Origin of the sequence: Micromonospora costi (genome assembly GCF_003626655.1) — a bacterium.
In the GTDB taxonomy this organism is placed as follows: domain Bacteria; phylum Actinomycetota; class Actinomycetes; order Mycobacteriales; family Micromonosporaceae; genus Micromonospora; species Micromonospora costi.
Genome location: NZ_RBAN01000001.1, coordinates 936,582 through 957,203 on the forward strand (window position 1 = coordinate 936,582; position 20,622 = coordinate 957,203).

The 20,622-nt window shown below is 73.2% G+C and carries 20 protein-coding genes; 7 read left to right on the plus strand and 13 right to left on the minus strand.

Translation table 11 applies throughout. The features are described from left to right. Positions 1 to 17: 17 nt before the first annotated feature. The gene (locus D7193_RS04220) at positions 18 to 323 is read left to right on the plus strand and encodes a DUF2277 family protein (protein ID WP_120778014.1); all 306 of its coding nucleotides are present in this window, start codon (positions 18 to 20) and stop codon (positions 321 to 323) included. Here the strand turns inward: D7193_RS04220 and D7193_RS04225 are convergent. Continuing rightward, positions 269 to 748, minus strand: a complete 480-nt coding sequence (locus D7193_RS04225) for a hypothetical protein (RefSeq protein ID WP_120778015.1) — start codon at positions 746 to 748, stop codon at positions 269 to 271. The genes D7193_RS04220 and D7193_RS04225 overlap by 55 nt on opposite strands. A 207-nt stretch (positions 749 to 955) precedes the next feature. Further along, entirely contained in the window at positions 956 to 1,951 is a 996-nt protein-coding gene (selD, locus tag D7193_RS04230; RefSeq protein WP_377456403.1) for a selenide, water dikinase SelD, read from the minus strand. A 187-nt stretch (positions 1,952 to 2,138) separates the two neighbouring features. Here selD and D7193_RS04235 point away from each other — a divergent pair, with 187 nt between their 5' ends. Genes D7193_RS04235 through D7193_RS04250 form a run of 4 tightly spaced genes read left to right on the plus strand, consistent with a single transcriptional unit; the run spans position 2,139 to position 5,550 of the window. Beyond that, positions 2,139 to 2,894, plus strand: a complete 756-nt coding sequence (locus D7193_RS04235) for an amino acid ABC transporter ATP-binding protein (protein ID WP_120778017.1) — start codon at positions 2,139 to 2,141, stop codon at positions 2,892 to 2,894. 55 nt (positions 2,895 to 2,949) lie between these two features. Further along, a complete protein-coding gene (locus tag D7193_RS04240; RefSeq protein WP_120778018.1) occupies positions 2,950 to 3,831 on the plus strand; it encodes a glutamate ABC transporter substrate-binding protein in 882 nt (293 codons plus the stop codon). A gap of 43 nt (positions 3,832 to 3,874) precedes the next feature. Then, positions 3,875 to 4,582, plus strand: coding sequence for an amino acid ABC transporter permease (locus tag D7193_RS04245; RefSeq protein WP_120778019.1), 708 nt, complete (start codon positions 3,875 to 3,877; stop codon positions 4,580 to 4,582). Continuing rightward, a complete protein-coding gene (locus D7193_RS04250; RefSeq protein WP_120778020.1) occupies positions 4,579 to 5,550 on the plus strand; it encodes an amino acid ABC transporter permease in 972 nt (323 codons plus the stop codon). The genes D7193_RS04245 and D7193_RS04250 overlap by 4 nt, the downstream gene beginning before the upstream one ends. 87 nt (positions 5,551 to 5,637) lie before the next feature. Here D7193_RS04250 and rny read toward each other — a convergent pair whose 3' ends face one another. The 8 genes from rny to D7193_RS04290 form a co-directional block, all read right to left on the minus strand. Beyond that, positions 5,638 to 7,404: a ribonuclease Y gene (rny, locus tag D7193_RS04255; protein WP_120778021.1), complete on the minus strand. Its 1,767-nt coding sequence runs from the start codon at positions 7,402 to 7,404 to the stop codon at positions 5,638 to 5,640. A gap of 658 nt (positions 7,405 to 8,062) precedes the next feature. Then, a complete protein-coding gene (locus D7193_RS04260; RefSeq protein WP_120779253.1) occupies positions 8,063 to 8,782 on the minus strand; it encodes a 3-keto-5-aminohexanoate cleavage protein in 720 nt (239 codons plus the stop codon). A 306-nt stretch (positions 8,783 to 9,088) separates the two neighbouring features. Further along, on the minus strand, positions 9,089 to 9,784 hold the full coding sequence (locus D7193_RS04265; RefSeq protein WP_120778022.1) for a regulatory protein RecX: 696 nt from the start codon (positions 9,782 to 9,784) through the stop codon (positions 9,089 to 9,091). A gap of 8 nt (positions 9,785 to 9,792) precedes the next feature. Next, entirely contained in the window at positions 9,793 to 10,839 is a 1,047-nt protein-coding gene (gene recA, locus D7193_RS04270; protein WP_120778023.1) for a recombinase RecA, read from the minus strand. A gap of 184 nt (positions 10,840 to 11,023) precedes the next feature. Further along, entirely contained in the window at positions 11,024 to 11,224 is a 201-nt protein-coding gene (locus D7193_RS04275; RefSeq protein ID WP_120778024.1) for a DUF3046 domain-containing protein, read from the minus strand. A gap of 4 nt (positions 11,225 to 11,228) precedes the next feature. Continuing rightward, positions 11,229 to 12,599 (minus strand): MFS transporter, encoded by a 1,371-nt coding sequence (locus tag D7193_RS04280; RefSeq protein WP_120778025.1) that lies wholly within the window; start codon positions 12,597 to 12,599, stop codon positions 11,229 to 11,231. 121 nt (positions 12,600 to 12,720) lie between these two features. Continuing rightward, a complete protein-coding gene (locus D7193_RS04285) occupies positions 12,721 to 13,422 on the minus strand; it encodes a UdgX family uracil-DNA binding protein (RefSeq protein WP_120778026.1) in 702 nt (233 codons plus the stop codon). Positions 13,423 to 13,737: 315 nt separating this feature from the next. Beyond that, a complete protein-coding gene (locus D7193_RS04290) occupies positions 13,738 to 15,078 on the minus strand; it encodes an aminotransferase class I/II-fold pyridoxal phosphate-dependent enzyme (RefSeq protein WP_120778027.1) in 1,341 nt (446 codons plus the stop codon). Between the two features lie 34 nt (positions 15,079 to 15,112). Between D7193_RS04290 and D7193_RS04295 the strand changes: the two genes are divergently transcribed. Then, on the plus strand, positions 15,113 to 16,381 hold the full coding sequence (locus D7193_RS04295) for a bifunctional pyridoxamine 5'-phosphate oxidase family protein/GNAT family N-acetyltransferase (RefSeq protein WP_120778028.1): 1,269 nt from the start codon (positions 15,113 to 15,115) through the stop codon (positions 16,379 to 16,381). After that, positions 16,381 to 17,049: a leucine efflux protein LeuE gene (gene leuE, locus D7193_RS04300; protein ID WP_120778029.1), complete on the plus strand. Its 669-nt coding sequence runs from the start codon at positions 16,381 to 16,383 to the stop codon at positions 17,047 to 17,049. The genes D7193_RS04295 and leuE overlap by 1 nt, the downstream gene beginning before the upstream one ends. Positions 17,050 to 17,065: 16 nt before the next feature. Here leuE and D7193_RS04305 read toward each other — a convergent pair whose 3' ends face one another. The 3 genes from D7193_RS04305 to D7193_RS04315 form a co-directional block, all read right to left on the minus strand. Further along, on the minus strand, positions 17,066 to 17,989 hold the full coding sequence (locus D7193_RS04305; protein ID WP_120778030.1) for a sporulation protein: 924 nt from the start codon (positions 17,987 to 17,989) through the stop codon (positions 17,066 to 17,068). Positions 17,990 to 18,083: 94 nt separating this feature from the next. Next, the gene (locus D7193_RS04310; protein WP_120778031.1) at positions 18,084 to 19,148 is read right to left on the minus strand and encodes a hemolysin family protein; all 1,065 of its coding nucleotides are present in this window, start codon (positions 19,146 to 19,148) and stop codon (positions 18,084 to 18,086) included. Further along, positions 19,145 to 20,503: a hemolysin family protein gene (locus tag D7193_RS04315; RefSeq protein WP_120778032.1), complete on the minus strand. Its 1,359-nt coding sequence runs from the start codon at positions 20,501 to 20,503 to the stop codon at positions 19,145 to 19,147. Before D7193_RS04315 ends, D7193_RS04310 begins: the two co-directional genes overlap by 4 nt. Positions 20,504 to 20,622: the final 119 nt, after the last annotated feature.

Sequence of the window (20,622 nt, forward strand, 5' to 3'; positions counted from 1 at the left end):
GGAACCGAGGAGGAGCCGTGTGCCGGAGCATCAAGACCCTGCGTGAGCCGTACACCCCGCAGGTGACCGACGACGACGTCCGGGCGGCGGCGTTGCAGTACGTCCGGAAGATCTCGGGTTTCCGGGCGCCGGCCGCGCACAACGCCGCCGCGTTCGAGGCGGCGGTGGCCGCCGTGGCCGAGGCCACCCGGACCCTGCTCGACCAGCTCGTGGTGCGGGGCGGGGCCGCCGGTCCGGCTGCGGTGGGCGCCGGCGCGTCGGGCGCCGGTCAGGCCGCCGCGAGCGCGGGCGCGACCGTGTCGGGGGCCCAGCGGGAGCGGTGACACTGCGACCAGCCACGGCAGCCGGGGTCGGCCTCGGTGCACAGGCGCTGGTTGCTGAGCACCTCGCCGTCGTCGGTCTCGCGGACGTCGAAGTGCACCGGGCGGATCGTCCCGTCGGGGGCGACCAGCAGGTGCCGGCCGGCGTCGAGCGTGTCGTCACGCAGCAGGCAGTTGCGGTCCAGCAGCCGGGCGAGGGCGGCGATGGTGGCGTGCTCGGAGAGCCGGTCCGGCACCCCGTAGCAGTCCACGATCGTCGCGAACTCGCCCGGCGCCTGCCAGACGTCGCAGATCACCGCGTACGCGGGCAGCCGTGCCGGGTCGGCGACCGCGAGCGGCATCACCACCCGGCCGAGCGCCTCGGCCAACGCCGGGTAGACCTCCACGGGTCGTACCTGGTCGATTCTCCAGTTCCACAGCTCGGTCATGCCGCCTCCTCGCTGCGTTCGTCCCACCGGCCCCGGACCGGGCCTTACTGACGATGGTGCGGTGCATTTGACCTCAGCCGGGGGCAAGTTACCGGTCTGTGACCATTCCGGGCAAAATTGACTGGAGTGGCCCTGCCGCGACCAGCCGGAAGATGACAGTTTATCGGGTAAGGTGCCGCAAATCCGAGATCAACGCGCGTCGTGGCGTCAGCGGACGACGACCATGTGGTCACCCCGGGGCAGCAGCTCACCGACGACCGGCGCGCCCGGGATCTCCCCGGCGACCAGCAGCCCGCCGGAGGTCTGGGCGTCGGCCAGCAGCAGTCGCTCCCCCTCCGTCGCGGCGCCGAAGTCCGTCCACGGGGTGACCCAGTCCAGGTTGCGGCGGCTCCCGCCGCTCACGTACCCGTCCCGCACCGCCTCCCGGGCCCCGTCGAGGTAGGGCACGCGCGACGACTCGATCGCCACGGTCAGGCCGCTGGCCCGGGCCAGCTTCGAGGCGTGACCGAGCAGACCGAAACCGGTCACGTCGGTGCCGCAGCGGATCCCCGCGGCGACGGCGGCCCGGGCGGCGTCCCGGTTCAGCGCGCTCATCGAGGCGACCGCCTGCGGGAAGCTCTCGCCGGTCGCCTTGTGCCGGGTGTTCAGCACGCCGACGCCCAGCGGCTTGGTGAGCGACAGCGGCAGCCCCGGCTGGCCCGCCTCCAGGGTGATGAGGTCCTCGGGGCGTACCACCCCGGTGACGGCCAGCCCGTACTTCGGGCCGTCGTCGTCGACGCTGTGCCCGCCGGCCAGGTGGCAGGCGGCGTCGCGCGCCACGTCCTGCCCGCCGCGCAGCACCTCGCGGGCCAGTTCCAGGGGCAGCACGTCCCGTGGCCAGCAGAGCAGGTTGAGCGCGACCAGCGGGGTGCCGCCCATGGCGTACACATCGGAGAGCGCGTTGGCGGCGGCGATGCGCCCCCAGTCGTAGGCGTCGTCGACGACCGGGGTGAAGAAGTCGGCGGTGCTCACGAGGCCGGTCCGCTCGTCGAGCCGGACCACCGCGGCGTCGTCGCCGTGGTCGAGCCCGACCAGCAGGTCGACGGTGCCGGTCGCGGGGCCGAGCCCGGCAACCATCGCCTCCAGTTCCCCCGGCGGGATCTTGCAGGCGCAGCCCCCGCCCCGGGCGTACCGGGTCAGCCGTACCGGTTCGGTCATCCCCACATGATCGCGCCGGTGTCCACCCGGCGCCACCCACGACGCCCGTTTCCGGGTCGAAATCGGACTCCACGCGCGGATCTTGAGCGGTGTTACCGCTCCGTGACCAACTGAGTTGCGTTCCGCCACAACTCGCCGCCTACAGTTGCCCAACCAGGGGTCGTCGGACCCCGATCGGCAGACGACAGGGACGGTGAACGACGTGACGACGGGCGAACCGCTCATCGTGCTGGACTCGGTCAACAAGTGGTTCGGGCCGCTGCACGTGCTGGACGACGTCTCACTTTCCGTCGGTCGCGGAGAGGTGGTCGTCGTGATCGGCCCCTCCGGCTCCGGCAAGTCGACGCTGTGCCGCACCATCAACCGGCTGGAGCCCATCAACTCCGGGACCATCACGTTCGACGGCCAGCCGCTGCCCGCCGAGGGCAAGGCCCTCGCGAAGCTGCGCAGCGAGGTCGGCATGGTCTTCCAGTCGTTCAACCTCTTCGCGCACAAGACGATCCTCGAGAACGTCACCCTCGGCCCCGTGAAGGTCCGCAAGGAGAAGCCGGCGGCGGTCCGCGAGCGGGCCCTGGCCCTGCTCGACCGGGTCGGCATCGCCAACCAGGCCGACAAGTTCCCGGCGCAGCTCTCCGGCGGCCAGCAGCAGCGGGCCGCGATCGCCCGCGCGCTCGCGATGCAGCCCAAGGCCATGCTCTTCGACGAGCCCACCAGCGCGCTCGACCCGGAGATGGTCGGCGAGGTGCTGGAGGTCATGACCTCGCTGGCCAGCGAGGGCATGACGATGGTCGTGGTCACCCACGAGATGGGCTTCGCCCGGCACGCGGCCAACCGCGTCATCTTCATGGCCGACGGGCAGCTCGTGGAGGATGCTCCGCCGGCCGAGTTCTTCGCCAACCCGCGCAGCGCGCGGGCCAAGGACTTCCTCTCCAAGATCCTCACGCACTGACGTCCACCTGGAGCGCGCCATCCCCCGGCGGGCTTCGTCGAAGAAGGAGAAGAGTATGCGTATCACGCGCGTGGCGGCCGTCGCTGCGGCCGCGACCCTGGCCCTCGGGCTGACCGCCTGCGGTGGCGACGACGGTTCCAGCGAGGGCACCGGCGCGGGGAGCAAGTCGTTCGCCGCCGGCAGCACGATGGAGCGGCTCAACAAGGCCCAGGCCATCAAGATCGGCACCAAGTTCGACCAGCCCGGCTTCGGCCAGAAGGGCCTGTCCGGCAAGCCGGAGGGCTTCGACGTCGAGGTCGCGAAGATCATCGTCAAGGAGCTCGGCATCCCCGAGGACAAGATCGAGTGGGTCGAGGCTCCCTCGAAGGTCCGCGAGGACGTCATCGTGAACGGCACGGTCGACCTCGTCGCCGCGACCTACACGATCAACGACAAGCGCAAGGAGCGCATCGCCTTCGCGGGGCCGTACTACGAGGCCGGCCAGAACATCATGGTGAAGAAGGACGACACCGCGATCACCGGCCCGGACTCCTTCAAGGACGGCACCAAGAAGGTCTGCTCGGTGACCGGCTCGACCCCGGCGGAGACCATCAAGCAGTACGTCAAGGACGTCGCCACCCAGCTGGTGCTCTTCGACACCTACGACAAGTGCCGGGACGCCCTCAAGGGCGGCCAGGTCGACGCGGTCACCACGGACAACGTGATCCTGCTCGGCTACATCGCCAAGGACGAGGCCTCGTTCAAGCTGGCCGGTGACAACTTCACCAAGGAGCCGTACGGCATCGGGGTGAAGAAGGAGGACACCGACTTCCGCAACTTCATCAACGACACGCTGGAGAAGGCCTTCAACGACGGCAGCTGGAAGAAGGCGTGGGACGACACGGCCGGCAAGTTCGGTGCCGAGCTGGGCGCCGCGCCGACCGTCAACCGCTACTGATCTACGTACCGCCGATCTGGAGGGTGGGGAGGAAGACCGAGCCGTGAATGTGCTCATCGACAAGTTCGACGTCTTCGCGGGTGGTTTCTGGCTCACCCTCCAGATCTGCCTACTCGCCGCGATCGGCGCCCTGCTCCTGGGCGCCGTCGTGGCGGTGCTGCGGATCTCTCCCGTCCCGCCGTTGCGGGCGGTGGGCACCGCGTACGTGAACATCTTCCGGAACATGCCGCTCACCGTGGTGATGTTCTTCGCCGCGTTCGGCCTGCCGGCGCTCGGCTCGAACGCCGACTTCCTCCGCCTCCCGGGCCTGGACGCGGTGTTCAACCGGCTCGGCACCGACCTGCCGTACTTCCGCTTCGCGTTGATCGCCCTGGTGCTCTACACCGCGGCGTTCGTCTGCGAGGCGCTGCGGTCCGGCGTGAACGCCGTTCCGCCCGGCCAGGCCGAGGCGGCCCGGTCGCTCGGTCTGACCTTCAGCCAGAACCTGCGCCACGTCGTGCTTCCGCAGTCGTGGAAGGCGTCGGTGGTGCCGCTCGGCTCGGTGATCATCGCCATGATCAAGAACTCGGCGCTCGCCGGCTTCTTCGGCGTCGTGGGCGACCTCGCCCAGACCGCCGACCAGCTCACCTCGGCCGAAGGTTTCGCCTTCGTTCCCGTCGCCATCGGTATCTCGATCGGATATCTGATCATGACCGTCCCCCTCGGCGCCCTGCTCGACCGCATCGAGAAGCGGCAGGCGGTGGCCCGATGAGCCGGCAGACCAGCGTCCTCTACGACGTCCCCGGGCCCCGCCAGCGCCGGATCACGCTGGTCAGCAGCGTCGCCGCCACGCTGCTGCTGCTCGTCGGCGCGTACTTCCTGATCTACCGGCCGTTGGACGACAAGGGCCAGTTCTCGATGGAGCTGTGGGGTCCCCTCATCGACCCCTCCAACGAGAACTTCTCCCAGGTGTGGGACCGGCTCGGCCTCGGCCTCAAGAACACCCTGATCGCGGCGGTGCTGGCCATCGTCTCCTCGCTGGTCGTCGGCACCCTGCTGGCCGTGCTGCGGATCCAGCTGAAGAGCCTCACCCGCCGCCGTTTCGTCGGTTTCGCCACGCCGCTGGCGTACCTGCTGCGCGGGCTGAGCGTCCTGCTGTCGGCCGTCACCCGCGTCTGCGTCGAGGTGTTCCGCGGCCTCCCGGTCGTCATCACCATCTTCTTCGTGGCCCGCGGCTTCCCCGAGTTCGGCGTCAGCTTCGACACGCTGTGGTACCTGGTCATCGGCCTCACCATCTACAACTCGGTGGTGATCGGCGAGATCCTCCGCTCCGGCATGGAGGGTCTGCCCGGCGGCCAGGCCGAGGCCGCGGCGGCGATCGGCCTCTCGCCGCTGCAGTCCACCCGGATGATCCTGCTGCCGCAGGCGTTCCGGATCATGCTCCCGGCGCTGATCAGCCAGCTGGTGGTGGTGCTCAAGGACACCTCGCTCGGCTTCATCATCAGCTACGAGGAGACCCTGAACATCGGCAAGCAGGTCATCGGCGTGCTGGAGAACCCGATCCAGGTGTACGTGGTGATCGCCGTGCTCTTCATCGCGGTGAACTACTCGCTGTCGAAGCTGGCCCAGTACGTCCAGCATCGGCTGTCCCGCGGCCGCAAGACGGCGGGCACCCCGGCGCAGAACCCGCCGCCGGCGGCGCTCATGTCGCAGGCCGAGGGCGCCGGCGGCCCCATCTGATCCCGACGCGCGAAAGGAGGGGCGGCTCTCGATCGACGAGAGCCGCCCCTCCTTTCGTGATCGGGGGCGGGAACGCCGCCCGGCGCCTCAGCGGGCGATCTCGGTGACCCGCGACTCCCGCACCACGGTCACCCGGATCTGCCCCGGGTAGGTCAGCTCCTCCTCGATCTGCTTGGCCACGTCCCGGGCCAGCACGGCGGCGCCGATGTCGTCCACGTCGTCCGGCTTGACCATCACGCGGATCTCCCGGCCCGCCTGCATGGCGAAGACCTTCTCCACGCCGAGCTTGCTGGCCGCGATCTCCTCGATCCGCTCCAGCCGCTTGACGTACGCCTCGAGGCTCTCCCGCCGCGCTCCCGGCCGCCCGCCCGAGCAGGCGTCGGAGGCCTGGGTGAGCACCGCCTCGATGGTCTGCGGCGGCACCTCGTTGTGGTGCGCCTCGATGGCGTGCACCACGTCCTCGCTCTCGCCGTACTTGCGGGCCAGGTCGGCGCCGATGATGGCGTGACTGCCCTCGACCTCGTGGGTGAGCGCCTTGCCGATGTCGTGCAGGAACGCCGACCGCTTGATGGTCGGCACGTCCAGGCGCAGCTCGGCAGCCATGATGCCGGCGATGTGGGCGGTCTCGACCAGGTGCTTGAGCACGTTCTGCCCGTACGACGTCCGGTAGCGCAACCGGCCGAGCAGGGTGACCAGCTCCGGGTGGATCTCGGTGATGCCGACCTCGACGAGGGCGTCCTCGGCGGCCCGGAGGCAGAGCTGCTCGACCTCCTGCCGGGCCAGCTCGTAGACCTCCTCGATGCGGTGCGGGTGGATGCGGCCGTCCAGGACCAGCTTCTCCAGGGTGAGGCGCCCCACCTCCCGCCGGACCGGGTCGAAGCAGGAGAGCAGCACGGCCTCGGGGGTGTCGTCGATGATCAGGTTGACCCCGGTCACCGACTCGAAGGCGCGGATGTTGCGACCCTCCCGGCCGATGATCCGCCCCTTCATCTCGTCGCCCGGCAGGTGCAGGACGCTCACCACGCTCTCCGCGGTCTGCTCGCTGGCCACCCGCTGGATGGCGTCGACCACGATGTGCCGGGCGCGCTGCTCGGCGGTGCTGCGGGCGTCGGCCTCGATGTCGCGGACCAGCAGGGCCGCCTCCCGCTTGGCCTGGGATTCGATCGCCTCGATCAGCTCGGCCCGGGCCGCCTCGGCGGTGAGCCCCGCGACCCGTTCCAGCTCCCGCCGGCGCAGCTCCTCGGCCTCGGTCAGTTCGGTCTCCCGCCGGGCCAACGCGGCCTCCCGGGCCGCCAGCGCGGCACTCGCGGCGGTGAGCTGACGCTCGCGCTCGGCGAGCCGTTCGACCTCCTCGGTGTGCAGCCGCTCCCGCTCGTCCATCCGGGCCGCGCGCCGCTCCACCTCGGCGGCCTGCTCGCGGGTGGTCGCCGCGAGCACCGCCACCTCGCGCTCACCGCCGCGCCGGGCTGCCGCGCGCAACTGCTCGGCGTCCGCCTCGGCCTGCTTGTGGGCCCGCTCCAGGACGGTGTCGGCCTCGGCCCGCGCGTCGTCGAGCACCCGGCGCGCCTCGGCGCGGGCCGCCTTCGCCTCGGCCTTCGCGGCGGCCGCCTCGGCGTGCGCCGCCGCGGCCGCGGACTTCGCCACGTCGATGGTGCTGTTCGCCTCGTCGGCCGCGTTGCGCAGCGCGGCCAGGGACTGCTCCTGGCGGTCCTTCTCGGCCATGAACGCCGGGTCGACGGCCGCCCGGGCCGCTCCGATGCCCCGCAGCGTCCGCACGCCCACCAGCACCGCCCCGACGACCACGACGATCAGGACGAGCACGGCGACGAGGATCACGATGTCGAAGGCGCTCATGCCGGGACCCCGTGGGGACCGCCGGTGAACCTGTGCCACCCCGCCATGGCCGCCTCCCCTGAACGTCGGCGCCGCAGCGACCGTGCCGGAAGGCACGCTCCTGCGGCTCTGGACGCCCGACCGGAGCGGCTGGCCGTGGGTAGCCCTCTCCCGCCGGCGGTGCCCGTGGCGTCGTCGGCGGCCGGGTGCAGTTGTCGCGCCGGCTCCGGACCGGCCTGTCCGGAGCTGGTGCCAGAGGCTGGCTAACCAGCCAAAGTGATGCTGTTCTGTTACGCGATCTATGTTGTGCGCTTAGCCTGCGCTGGTCGGGCAATGTGAGCCTGTATGGCGAGGCTAGGTCGCGAGGGGCGGTCTGGTCAAGAACTCATGATCAAACCCCCCGAACGGAGAGAAGTTGGAGGGTCACCGAGCGCTCATCAGACGCCGGACACCAGTGGACAAACTCCACCGAGGATCCGGCCGTCCGGGCATCGTCACCGCTGCTCACCGCTCCTGACCGCCTCATCCTGAGTTGATCCACTTCGCTGGCGGCGGCCGAGCGATGATCGACTCGCCTTCCAGGAAGTCGCGGTGTCCGTAGCCCTCGGATGCCCCGACTTCACGGAGTGTCGAGTCGATCACACCGCCGAACGGGTGGGACCAGCCGGCGGGCGGTGGCTCAGTGAGCGCCGGCTGCGCGGGCCGCGGCGACGAGCGCCGCGTTGTCCGGGGTGAGCGTGCCGTCGGGCAGGTGGAGCGTGTCCTCCAGGCCGATCCGGGTCGACAGGTCCCGGCGCACCGCCTCGGCGAGCACCACCCAGGTGGCCGGCCCTTCGGCGTGCAGCAGCACCGGCGGCACGCCCGGCGGGGCACCCGCGACGCCGAGCAGGGCCAGCATCCGGGCCGCGTCGGCCAGCGCCACGGCCGGGTCCTCAGCCATGCACTCGACCAGGATCCGCCCGGCCGGGACCGGCCACCGCCGGTACGCCTCGATCGCGTCCGGCGTCCAGAGGCCCGCCTCGACCATCACGCCCCGCTCGTGCAGCGCCGCGGCGACGGCCTCCGCGCCCTCCTCGTGGGCGTTGACCGAGGCGAAGTCCGGTAGCACCGGCCAGGCCCGGACGGCGGCCACACGGGCGGCCGGGTCCGGTTCGATCCAGGCGCCGGTGCTCACCCCGACCGGCAGCCCGGGCCGGGCGGCCCGGATGGCGGTCAACGCCTCGGCCACCGCCTCGGGACGCACCGACTCGGCGCCGGTCTCGTCGCGGGGGTGGACGTGCACGGCGGCGACGCCCAGCGCGGCGCAGCGGGCCGCGTCGGCGGCCAGCTCGGCCGGGGTGACCGGCACGGCGAGGTGCTCGTCACGGCGTCGCCCACCGTTGAGGCACGCCTTCAGCATCGCCCCCACCGCCACGACCCTCCCGACCGCGAAGCGGCCCGACCACACCCGCACGACCCGCCCGGCTGCCACGTCGCGTGGCCGCGACCGGCCGTCGGAGAGCACCCCGGCCGGCAGGTGCGAGCAGCAGGCCGCCACCCAGGTAGCCCGGCGCCGGCAGCCCGGCACGTACACGCGACCGCCCGAGCACACCCGCACGACCGCCAAGCCGCACGCCCGCGCCCGCACGACCGCCGCGCGGCCCGGTCACACGAACGGGCCGGCCGCCACCGGAACACTCGGGCGGCCGGACGGTCGCCGGAACCATCACTCGACGGCCCGGGTGTCGCGGTCCAGCTCGCCCTCGGCCTCGGCGAGCGCGTCAGCGTCGATCTGCTCGGCGAACTCGGCGGCCTCGGCGCTCTGGGCCGCGAGCGCGTCCTTCACGGCCCGGATCGCCACACCGGGCGGGTAGCCCTTGCGGGCCAGCATCCCGACGAGCCGCCGGAAGATCGCGTCGGGCTCGCCGCGGGCGGTGCGCAGCTTCCGCTCGACCAGGGCCCGGGCGGTCTCCGCCTCGGTCTCCTCGCTCAGCTCGCCGAGGGCCTCGGTCGCGACGTCACCGTCGACGCCGCGCTGCCGCAGCTCGTTGGCGAGCGCCCGGCGGGCCAGACCACGACCGGTGTGCCGACTGCTCACCCAGGCCCGGGCGAACGCGGCGTCGTCGATGATGCCGACCTCGTCGTAGCGGTCGAGGACCTGGGCGGCGACCTCCTCGGAGATGCCGCGCTTCGCGAGGGCGCCGGCCAGCTCGGCCCGGGTGCGTGGCCGCACGGCGAGCTGCCGCAGGCAGATCTCCCGGGCCACCTCGGCCTCGTCCCGGGGCGGGGCGGGCGTCGTCTCCGGGTCGGGTTGCTCGGCGCGCCCCCGGCGGCTCCGCCGGGGGCGCGGCGTGGTGGCATCGCCCGGGCGGGGTGGACTGGCATCCCAGCCGCGCCCCGTCCGGGCCCGTCGTCCTGCCACGGGTCAGATCAGAAGTCGACCGGCGGCAGCTCCGGGCCACCGGCCGCGTCGCTCGCGCCGATCCCCACGCCGAGCTTCTCCAGGATCTTCTTCTCGATCTCGGCGGCCACGTCCGGGTTCTCCCGGAGGAACTCGCGGGCCTTCTCCTTGCCCTGGCCGAGCTGGTCGCCGTCATAGGTGTACCAGGCACCGGACTTGCGGATGATCGCCTGCTCGACGCCCACGTCGATCAGCGAGCCCTCGCGGGAGATGCCCTTGCCGTACATGATGTCGAACTCGGCCTGCTTGAACGGCGCGGCGACCTTGTTCTTCACGACCTTGACCCGGGTGCGGTTACCGACCACGTCGGTGCCGTCCTTGAGGCTCTCGATCCGGCGGACGTCGAGCCGGACGGACGCGTAGAACTTCAGCGCCCGACCACCGGTCGTGGTCTCCGGGCTGCCGAACATCACGCCGATCTTCTCGCGAAGCTGGTTGATGAAGATCGCGGTGGTGCCGGTGTTGTTGAGCACACCGGTGATCTTCCGCAGCGCCTGGCTCATGAGCCGGGCCTGGAGGCCGACGTGGCTGTCGCCCATCTCGCCCTCGATCTCGGCGCGCGGCACCAGCGCGGCCACCGAGTCGATCACGATGATGTCGAGCGCCCCGGAGCGCACCAGCATGTCGGCGATCTCGAGCGCCTGCTCACCGGTGTCGGGCTGGGACACGAGCAGCGCGTCGGTGTCGACGCCGAGGGCCTTCGCGTACTCCGGGTCGAGGGCGTGCTCGGCGTCGATGAAGCCGGCGATGCCGCCCGCCCGCTGGGCGTTGGCCACCGCGTGCAGGGCGACCGTGGTCTTACCGCTGGACTCGGGACCGTAGATCTCGACGACCCGGCCGCGGGGCAGACCGCCCACGCCGAGCGCGACGTCGAGCGCGATGGACCCGGTCGGGATCACCGCGGTCTGGATGACCGGACGCTCCCCCAGACGCATCACCGAGCCCTTGCCGAACTGCTTGTCGATCTGAGCGAGAGCAAGGTCGAGTGCCTTCTCCCGGTCAGGCGCTGCCACCATCGTTGCCACCCCTGCCTTCGCCGGCGTCTTTGCTGAGCTTCGCGTCACGCGGACACGCTAGGCGCTGGGTCCGACAGAAAACCAGCCGACGGGCCGCGAGCTGTGGACGAGCACCCCGCTGTGGACAATAGCCGAACAGGTGTACGACTCGACAAGCGACACGCGGATCGGCGGAAATCGCTGCTCAGCGTAGTCGGGCGGGCACCCGGTCGGGATAGGCCGCGCAGACCGCCCGCCACACCACGTGCGTCTCCTCACCCGCGGCGAGGGCCTGCGCGATGGTCCGCCCACCGAGCTGGGAGAGCACCTGGTCGCTGGCGATGCTGGCCGCGTAACCGGGGCCGAACGCCTCCTCCAGCCGCGCCCAGAAGTCGGTCAGCCGCACGTGATCAGTCCTCCTCGTCCGGTGCCCCCGCCGGCACCGGACGCAACGCTAGCGCCACCAGAGGGACGGTCGCGACCGCGGCGAGCAGGGTGAGGACGGGATAACCGGCGGCCCGCATGACAAACCCGCTGACCGCGGCGGCCGCCGCGCCGGCGAGCCCCATCGTGAGATCGGAGAAGCCCTGCACGCTGGGGCGTACGGCGGCCGGCACCGACTCGGACAGCAGCGTGGAGCCCGCGACCATGGTGCCGGACCAGCCCAGCCCGAGCAGGACCAGACCGATCGAGAGCCGGGGCGTGTGGTGCCCCGCCGTGCCGGCGACCGCGCACGCGGCGAGCAGCAGGGCGACGCCGGTCAGGATCACGGCCCGACGGCCGAGCCGGTCGGTGAGCCAACCCACCACCGGCGAGAGCGCGTACATGCCGGCGATGTGCAGGCTCAGCACGAGGCCGACCACCCGCAGCACGTCGGCGTCGCCGTGCGACTCGCCGAGCCGCACGGGCGTCATCGACATGACCGCCACCATGACGGTGTGCCCCACGGCGACCGCGGCGATGCCGAGCCGGGCGGCGGGCCGGCCGCGTACCACCTGCCACGCCGCCCGCATCCCGGCGCGCCGGGCGGGCGGCGCCGGCGCGGCGACGGCCCCGGGCGGCGGGGTGACCTCGGGCCCGGCGGCGGCCTCCACGCCCACGCCGGACGCCACGGCGGCGGGAGCCGCGGTGCGGGCCGCCGCGAGCCGGCGCGCGGTGAGCAGCGGGTCGGGCCGCAGCAGCACCAGGAGTACGCCGGCGGCGAGCACGAACGCGACGGCGCTGAACGCGAACGGGCCGGCCAGCGGCGGCAGACCCCAGCCGCTGGTGGTGTGGTCGGCCAGCGCGGCGAAGTTCGGCGCCGCCACCGCGCCGATGGTGGTGGCCCAGACGATCAACGAGAGCTGGCGGCCCCGGCGGGCCGGCTCGGCGAGGTCCACGGCGGCGTAGCGGGCCTGGAGGTTGGCCGCCGTGCCGCCGCCGAAGAACAGCATGCCCAGGAAGAGCAGCGGCACGACGTGGGTGACCGTGGCGAGCACGACCAGCACCGCGCCGACCGCGCCGGCCAGGTACGCGATGGCCAGCCCCGGCCGGCGACCGTGCCCGTTCATGACCCGGGTGACCGGGACCGCCAGCAGCGCGCCGCCCACCACGGAGGCGCTCTGCGCGACACCGGCGAGCGCCGTGCCGGCGACCCGCGCGGCGAGCAGCGCGCCCACCGAGATGCCGATGGTGACGCCGATCCCGCCGATGATCTGGGTGCCGAAGAGCAGGCGCAGGGTCCGCCGCTGGATCGGCGCGACGTCGGGTGCGGCGACCGGCGCGGTCAGGTCCGTGGCCATCGGGCAGCTCCTGCGGTGCGGGGGGGGTGGTGACGCCGCCCATCCTCGCGCAGTCACCGCTCCCGGTGGCACCCGGTTTCGCCGACGGCCGAAGCGCCGGCCCGTCGGCCGCCGTCGCGGATCAGGCGAGGGCGCGGGCGGCGACGGTCAGGTCGGTGACCAGCCCCTCGTACGCCTTGTCCTGGTCGTCGGCCCGCAGCACCGCCGACGGGTGGATGGTCGCGAGCAGCCGGGACGGCGGGGTGTCGGCCCGCTTCCCGGCGCTGTCGACGGGCACCTGCTGGAAGTCCTCGGGGTGCTGCGCCGACGCCGGCCACGGCAGCAGCTCGCCGCGCTGCTTCGTCACCCGGAAGGTCGGGCCGAGCAGCGCCTTGGCGGCCGTGGCGCCGAGCACCACGACGATCTCCGGGTGCAACCGTGCGAACTCCGCGACCAGCCACGGACGGCAGGCGGTGATGTGCACGCGGTCGGGGGTCTGGTGGATGCGCCGCTTGCCGCGCAGCTCGAACCGGAAGTGCTTCACGGCGTTGGTGAGGTAGATGTGCCCGGGGTCGAGGCCGGCGTCGTCGACCGCCTTGCGCAGCAACCGGCCGGCGGGCCCCACGAACGGCAGGCCCTTCTGGTCCTCCATGTCGCCGGGCTGCTCGCCCACGAAGACCACCCGGGCGCTCTCGTCGCCCCGGCCGAAGACCGTCTGCGAGGCGTCCCGGTAGAGCTCGCAGCCCCGGCAGCCGGCGGCCGCCGCCCGGAGCTCGTCGAGGGTGTCCGCCTCGGGTGGGATGAACCGCTGGGCGCCCGGGGCGCTCTCGGACTGCTCGGCCATGCCGACTGTTATATACCCGTTCGCGGGAGCATGCCGGGTACCCGCCGGCCGGCCGGGCCGTCAGGACCGGCCGGCGCTGCCGCCCGACATCAGCGAGATGAACACGATGATGACCACGACCGCCGCCACGGCGATCACGACCCCGATGGCCCGCTTCAGACCCGGCGACACAACCCCACCCCCGCTCCCGCTCCCTCGGGCCGCGCATACCCACGGCGCACACCCCCATCCCTTCCGCGATCTTGCACTTTCAGCCCCGGCGAACCGGGGCATCAGCGACATTCCAGGGGCACAAACTGCAAGATCGCGGGGGACTCACGCGGTGAAACCCCGCTCGGGTGGCGGCAGGGCGGCCCCGGCCAGGGCGTCGGCGAGGGGCGTGATGTCGGCGTCGGTCAGCGGGCTCACGGTGATGCGCAGGCCGGGGGCGGCCGCGATGCGGTAGAGCGCGCCGGGGGCGACCGACCAGCCGGCGTCGCGCAACGCGGTCACCGCGCGGGTCTCGTCCGGTACGGGGAGCCAGACGTTGATGCCGCTGCGCCCGTGGGCGGCGATCCCCCGCTCGGCCAGCGCGGCGAGCAGCGCCTCGCGCCGCCGGTCGTAGCTCCCCGCGGCGCGGTGCACCAGCGCGGCGACCGCCGGATCCCGCCAGAGCCCGAGCAGCAGCCGTTGCAGCACCGTGGACACCCAGCCGGCGCCGACGCGGGCACGCCCGGCCACCCGGGCCACCGTGGTCTCGTCACCGACGAGGACGGCGAGCCGCAGATCCGGGCCGAAGGGCTTGCTGGCCGAGCGGAGGAAGGCCCAGCTCGCCGTCGCCCCGGCCAGCGGGTGCAGCGGTACGCGGGCCAGCTCGGCCGCGTGGTCGTCCTCGACGAGCAGCAGGTCCGGCCAGCCGGCGAGCAACTCGCGCAGCGCGGCGGCGCGGGCGGCGGACACGGCCGCGCCGGTCGGGTTCTGCGCCCGGCTCGTCACGATCAGCGCACGGGCACCGGCGGCCAGCGCGGCCGCCACCCCGGCCACCATCGGCCCCTCGTCGTCGACGGGCACGCCGATCGGGCGCAGCCCGAGCGCCGCCACCAGGTCGAGCAGGTTGGCCCAGCCCGGGTCCTCGACCGCGACCGCGTCGCCGGGGCGCAGGTGGGCGCCGAGCAGCCGCTCGATGCCGTCCAGCGCGCCGCCGGTGAGGGTCAGTTCCCCGGCCGGCACGCCGTCGGCGGCGAGCCGCGCCCGGGCCGCCTCGGCCAGCTCGGGGAGCACCCCGGCGCCCGAGTAGCTGATCGGCGGGCCGGCCTCGGCGGCGAGGGCCGCCAGGTGGGGCCCGAGCGGCGGCAGCAGCGTCGCGTCCGGCTCGCCGGCCGAGAGGTCGCGCAGGCCGGGAGCGGACGGCGGGCGCAACGCCGAGCGGCGGGCGGCCACGGGCGGGCGGGGGCGGACACGGGTGCCGTGCCGGCCGGCGGTAGCGACCAGGCCCCGCTGGCGCAGCTCCTGGTAGGCCCGGGCGACGGTGGCCGGGCTGACGGACAGGTCGGCGGCGAGCGCCCGGACGGGCGGCAGCGCGGCGCCCGGCGGCAGCGCGGCCGTACGGATTCCGGACTCGATGCTGGCCGAAATCTCGACGGCCGTGGTCCCGGTGACCTGATAGCGTGCTGACACAAATCAAGGATTGTACTAGAACAAAGGCGGACTCATGACCCCGGAGACCGACCCCGGCACCACGTACCCCCCGACCGCCCGGACGACGGCCACCCGCTCCCGGGACCGGATGAGCTACGACCGCGCTGCCGTCCACGCGGTGCTCGACGAGGCCTACCACTGCACGCTCGGGTTCACCCGGGACGGCGAGCCGCGGGTCCTGCCGACCCTGCACGTCCGCGTCGGCGACACGCTCTACCTGCACGGCTCCACGGGGAGCCGGCCGCTGCTCGCCGCCCGGGGCGACGGGCTGCCCGTCTGCGTGGCGGTGACCCTGCTCGACGGGCTGGTCTACGGCCGCTCGCAGTTCCACCACAGCGCCAACTACCGGTCGGTCGTCGCGCACGGCACCGCCCGGCTCGTCACCGACGAGCGGGAGAAGGCCGACGTGCTCACCGCCCTCGTGGAGAAGGTCGGCGCGGGGCGCAGCGCCGACAGCCGACCGCCGAACCGCAGGGAGCTGGCCGAAACGGCCATGCTGGCGCTGCCGCTGCGCGAGGTCTCGCTGCGCGTCCGCGCCGGGGGCGTCCGCGAGGACGAGGCCGACCTCGCCCTGCCGCACTGGGCCGGGGTGGTGCCGCTGCGGCTGACGCCGGGCCGTCCCGAGCCGGACGCGGGCGTGACCGTCCCCGTCCCGGCGTACCTGCGTGCGGCCCGCTCCCCCTGGCACGAGCCGGCGGTGCTGCGCGGCGACCACGTCGTGCTGGAGCCGCTCGACCTCGCGCACGCCGACGAACTGCACACCGCCACCGCCGACCCCGAGGTCTGGGCGCACCTGTGGCGGCCCCTCCCGGCCGACGCCGCCGGCACGGCCGCCGTCGTCACGGAGGCGCTGGCCGCCCACGAGCGGGGCGAGCGGGTGCCCTGGGTGCAGCGCTGCGCGGTGACCGGCGCGGTGGTCGGCAGCACGTCGTACTACGAGGTGGACCCGCAGCGCGGGTCGGTGGCCATCGGCTACACGTTCCTGGGCCGGCCCTGGTGGCGGACCGGGATCAACACCGAGGCGAAGCTGCTGCTGCTCGCCCACGCCTTCGACGACCTGGGCGCGGCGCGGGTCGTCTGGCACACCGACATCCGCAACGAACGCTCGCAGCGGGCCATCGAACGGCTCGGCGCCACCCGCGAGGGGGTGCTGCGCAAGCACCGGCGGCGGCCGGACGGCTCCTGGCGGGACACCGTGCAGTACGCCATGACCGTCGACGAGTGGCCGAACGCACAGGTCACCCTCCGGGAAAGACTTCGCCGTACGGCACCGGTGGCGTGATGATGTCCGGCGTGCTGGGGATCACCGACATCGGAACGTACGTGCTGGGCACCGTGGCGATCATCCTGCTGCCCGGGCCCAACTCTCTCTTCGTGCTGTCCACCGCTGCCAAGCGCGGCGTGGGCGCGGGCTACCGGGCCGCCGGTGGCGTCTTCCTCGGCGACGGGGTGCTGATGGTCCTCTCCGCCGCCGGGGTGGCGTCGCTGCTCAAGGCGTACCCCCCGCTCTTCCTCGTGGTGAAGTACGCCGGCGCGGCGTACCTCGGCTACGTGGGTCTCACCATGCTGCGCGGGGCCTGGCGCCGCTGGCGCGACCGCAACGACCCGGCCTCGCCGCGCCTCATCGACGCGGCGGAGCCGGCGGCGATGCGCTCACCGTTCCGCAAGGCGCTGGTGATCAGCCTGCTCAACCCGAAGGCGATCCTCTTCTTCATCTCGTTCTTCATCCAGTTCGTCGACCCGACGTACCACTGGCCGGCCCTGTCCTTCCTGCTGCTCGGGCTCATCGCGCAGCTGACCAGCGCGCTCTACCTGACCGTGCTGATCTTCACGGGTACCTTCCTCGCCGCTCAGTTCCGCCGGCGCCGCCGGCTCGCGGCCGGCGCCACCACGGGCGTGGCCGCCCTGTTCCTGGGCTTCAGCGTCAAGCTCGCCACCGCGAGCATGTAGGCGGGCGGCGCGGCGCTCACGTGCCGTCGCCGCCACCCCCGCCGACCCCCGCGCCGCCCGCGGTGCCGCCGAGACCGAACCCGGGCGGCACCGGGTCGTCGGGCGGGCGGCTCACGTGGGCGGACTCGGTGATGGTCGCCGACCAGTCGCTGTGGGCGGCGACCGCGGCGTGCCGGTTGATGGCCTGGCGCAGCCAGCCGTCCACCGTGGAGACCCAGTCCCGCCGGTCGGCGCCGACGTGCCAGACCCGGAACCGGCTGATGCTCTGGTGGGTCACCCCGGCCAGGGCCAGCCGGCGGTCCAGCCAGAGGATCACCTCCAGGCCGGCCTCGTTCGCCACGAAGATCAGCTCGAGTTCGGTGATCGGGCCGGCGTAGAGCGGCGCGACCCAGTACCCGATCCGCTGGTGCAGCGGCAGCGCCTGCTCCACCCCGGGCAGCCGGGCGTCGACCAGCCCCGCCTGGCGCATGCTGAAACCGAGCGTGTCCAGCGCCGCGAGCACGTGCGCCTGCGTCGGCAGCGGGTGCACGAAGACCGGCACCATCGCGCCCTGGTCCAGCCGCGCCTCAATGGCCACCTCGGTGCGCAGCCCCATCCGGAGGCTCAGCAACGGCACCCCGCCGACCGTCGTCACGGGGGTCTCCCAGGGCATCGGGAACTGGAACGGGATGGTCCGGCCCCGCCCCGCCCGCAGCACGAACGCGCCGGTCAGCGACGCCTCGTGGAACTGCACGAGGCGTCGCGGCGCGGACGGGTCGTCCGGCTCGGCCGTCGTCACCAGACCGAGCCGGACGTGCAGCACCGGCACGTCGACCCGGCCGGCGGTGACCGTCACCCGGCCGGGCAGTCGCAGGCCCGGCAGGGTGCTCGGGTTGGTGAGGGCGGTGCGTACGGTCAGGCCGGTCCAGCCCGACTCCGGCGACACCCCCGTGACCCGCACCGGACCCCCTCACCCCGCCGCCGAGCGCGCACCCCACCCCCACTGTGGCGGAGAGCGCACCCGGCCGGCCGGGGTTCGCCGAAAGCGTCCGGCCTCAGCGCAGCCGGCGACCCCGCGGAACCGGGTCGGTCTCGTCGTCGAACTCGCCGATGACCTCCTCCAGCAGGTCCTCCAGCGCCACGAAGCCGACCGGCCGGGCCGGGCCGCCGCCGTTGCGCACCAGGGCGAGCTGCGACTGGCGGCCCCGCATCGCGGCCACCGCCTCGGTCACCGACGCCTCCGCCGGCAGGGTGAAGGCGTTGCTCATGAGGTCACCGGCGGTCGCCGGCTGGCCCGTGGTGACGGCACGCACCGCCTCCCGGACGTGCACCAGGCCGCAGACGTCGCCGGCCGCGTCCAGGACCGCCAGGCGTGACCGGCCGCTGTCCCGGCTGACCTCCTCGATCCGCTCGGCCGAGTCGCCGCGGCGGACCGTCACCATGGTCGAGAACGGCTCCATGACCTGGGACACCGTGGTGCCCTGCAACTCCAGCATGCTGGTCAGCAGCTGGTGCTGCTCGGCGCCGAGCAGCCCGTGCTCGCGGGACTGCTCCAGCAGCATCCGCAGTTCGTCCGGCCCGTGCACCTGGGCCAGCTGGTCCTGCGGGTTCACCCGGGCCAGCCGCAGGATCGAGTTGGCCAGCGCGTTGAGCGCGGACAGCACCGGCCGGGCCACCCGGGCGAACGCCCGGAACGGCAGGGCCAGCACCATGGCCGAGCGCTCCGCGTCGATGATCGCCCAGGACTTCGGCGCCATCTCCCCCACCACGAGGTGCAGGAAGGTGACCAGCGCCAGCGCGAACACCAGCGCCACCGCGTGGCTGGCCGCGTCCGGCAGGCCCACCGCGTGCAGCAGCGGGCTGATCAGGTGCTCGATCGCCGGCTCGGCGAGCGCACCCAGGCCCAGCGTGCAGAGCGTGATGCCCAGCTGGGCGCCCGCGAGCATCAGCGACAACTCGCGGACCCCGTCCAGCGCGGCCCGGGCCGCCCGCCCGCCGCCCGCCGCGGCCTGCTCCAGGCGGTACCGCTTGCTCGCCACCAGGGCGAACTCGGCGGCCACGAAGAAGCCGTTGAGGGCCAGCAGCACCACCGAGGTGAACAGCGCGACACCCGGGCTCATGCGGACACCTCCGAGCGCTGGCCCGGCTCGGTCACCCGCAGCCGGACGGAGTCGGCCACGTGCCGGTCGACGGCCAGGACCTCGACCAGCGCGCGCGGCTCCACCTCGCCGTCCTCGCCGTCGGCGAGCAGGCTGATCTCCAGCCGGTCGCCGACCTCGGGCACCCGGCCCAGCTCCCGCATCACGAGGCCGGAGAGGGTGTCGTACTCGGGGGCCTCGGGCAGCGCGATGCCGGTGCTGTCGGCGACCTCGTCGATCCGCCAGCGGGCGGGCACCACCCACGAGCCGTCGGCCTGCCGGGCCGGTGCTCGCTCCGGCGGGTCGTCCTCGTCCCGGATGGGGCCGACGAGTTCCTCGGCGATGTCCTCCAGGGTGATGACGCCCGCGAAGCCGCCGTACTCGTCGACCACGCAGGCCAGCTGCCGGTGGCCGGAGCGGAGCCGGTCCAGCACCGTGGGCAGCGGCAGCGTCTCGGGCACCAGCAGCGGCGGTACGGCGATCGCGCTCACGCGGGTGGTGGCGCGCTCGTGCGGCGGCACCCGGAGCACGTCCGCGATGCCGACCACACCCACGAGGTCGTCCACGCCCTCGGCCCCCCGGACGGGGAAGCGCGAGTGGCCGGTGTCCAGCAGCTCGACGACCCGGCTGACCGGTTCGTCGGCGCGTACGGTGTGCACGTCCACCCGCGGCACCATGGCCTCGCCGGCGGACAGCTCGCGGAAGTCCAGCCCCCGGTCGAGCAGGGTGGACATCTCCACGTCCAGGTGCCCCTCCTGCCGGGACTCGGCGATGATCTGCTCCAGGTCCTCCGGTGTGGCGCCGCTGGGCAGCTCCTCGATCGGATCGATGCCGACCCGGCGCAGCAGCCGCACGGCGGCCCGGTCGAAGAGCCGGATCACCGGGCCCGCCACCCGCAGGTAGATCAGGGTGGAGCGGGCGAGCGCCCGCGCGATCGGTTCGGCGCGGGCGATGGCGAGGTTCTTCGGGGCGAGCTCACCGAGCACCATCTGCACCACGGTGGCGATGACGAGGGCCAGCACCACGGAGAGCGTGACGCTGACGGTGTCGGAGATCCCGGTCAGACCGAACAGCTCGGCCAAACCGGCGCCGAGGTACGGCTCGGCGGCGTAACCGACCAGCAGGGCGGTCACGGTGATGCCGAGCTGCGCGCCCGAGAGCATGAACGAGAGTCGGTGGGTCACGTCGAGCGCCCGGGCGGCGGCCTGGTCGCCGGCGTCGGCGAGCTGGCGCAGCTTGCCACGATCCACGGCGACGTAGCCGAACTCCTGGGCCACGAAGTAGCCGGTGAGAGCGGTGAGAACGATGATCAGGGCGAGGCCCAGGACGATCAACACGGGAGGCTCAGGGCTCCTCGACGCGTCGTCGGGGCCATCGGATGCCGGGCACGACCCGGCTGGCTACTGCTGCCCTCCGGGGCAGGAGAGTCGATCATGCGGCCATTTTATCGGCGCTC

Coding starts and splice junctions, on each gene's coding strand:
- leuE (WP_120778029.1), top strand. CDS start 16,381: ATGATGTCCGGCGTGCTGGGGATCACCGACATCGGAACGTACGTGCTG.
- D7193_RS04310 (WP_120778031.1), bottom strand. CDS start 19,148: ATGAGCCCGGGTGTCGCGCTGTTCACCTCGGTGGTGCTGCTGGCCCTC.
- D7193_RS04250 (WP_120778020.1), top strand. CDS start 4,579: ATGAGCCGGCAGACCAGCGTCCTCTACGACGTCCCCGGGCCCCGCCAG.
- D7193_RS04280 (WP_120778025.1), bottom strand. CDS start 12,599: ATGGCCACGGACCTGACCGCGCCGGTCGCCGCACCCGACGTCGCGCCG.
- D7193_RS04240 (WP_120778018.1), top strand. CDS start 2,950: ATGCGTATCACGCGCGTGGCGGCCGTCGCTGCGGCCGCGACCCTGGCC.
- D7193_RS04260 (WP_120779253.1), bottom strand. CDS start 8,782: ATGCTGAAGGCGTGCCTCAACGGTGGGCGACGCCGTGACGAGCACCTC.
- D7193_RS04285 (WP_120778026.1), bottom strand. CDS start 13,422: ATGGCCGAGCAGTCCGAGAGCGCCCCGGGCGCCCAGCGGTTCATCCCA.
- rny (WP_120778021.1), bottom strand. CDS start 7,404: ATGAGCGCCTTCGACATCGTGATCCTCGTCGCCGTGCTCGTCCTGATC.
- D7193_RS04295 (WP_120778028.1), top strand. CDS start 15,113: ATGACCCCGGAGACCGACCCCGGCACCACGTACCCCCCGACCGCCCGG.
- D7193_RS04225 (WP_120778015.1), bottom strand. CDS start 748: ATGACCGAGCTGTGGAACTGGAGAATCGACCAGGTACGACCCGTGGAG.
- recA (WP_120778023.1), bottom strand. CDS start 10,839: ATGGTGGCAGCGCCTGACCGGGAGAAGGCACTCGACCTTGCTCTCGCT.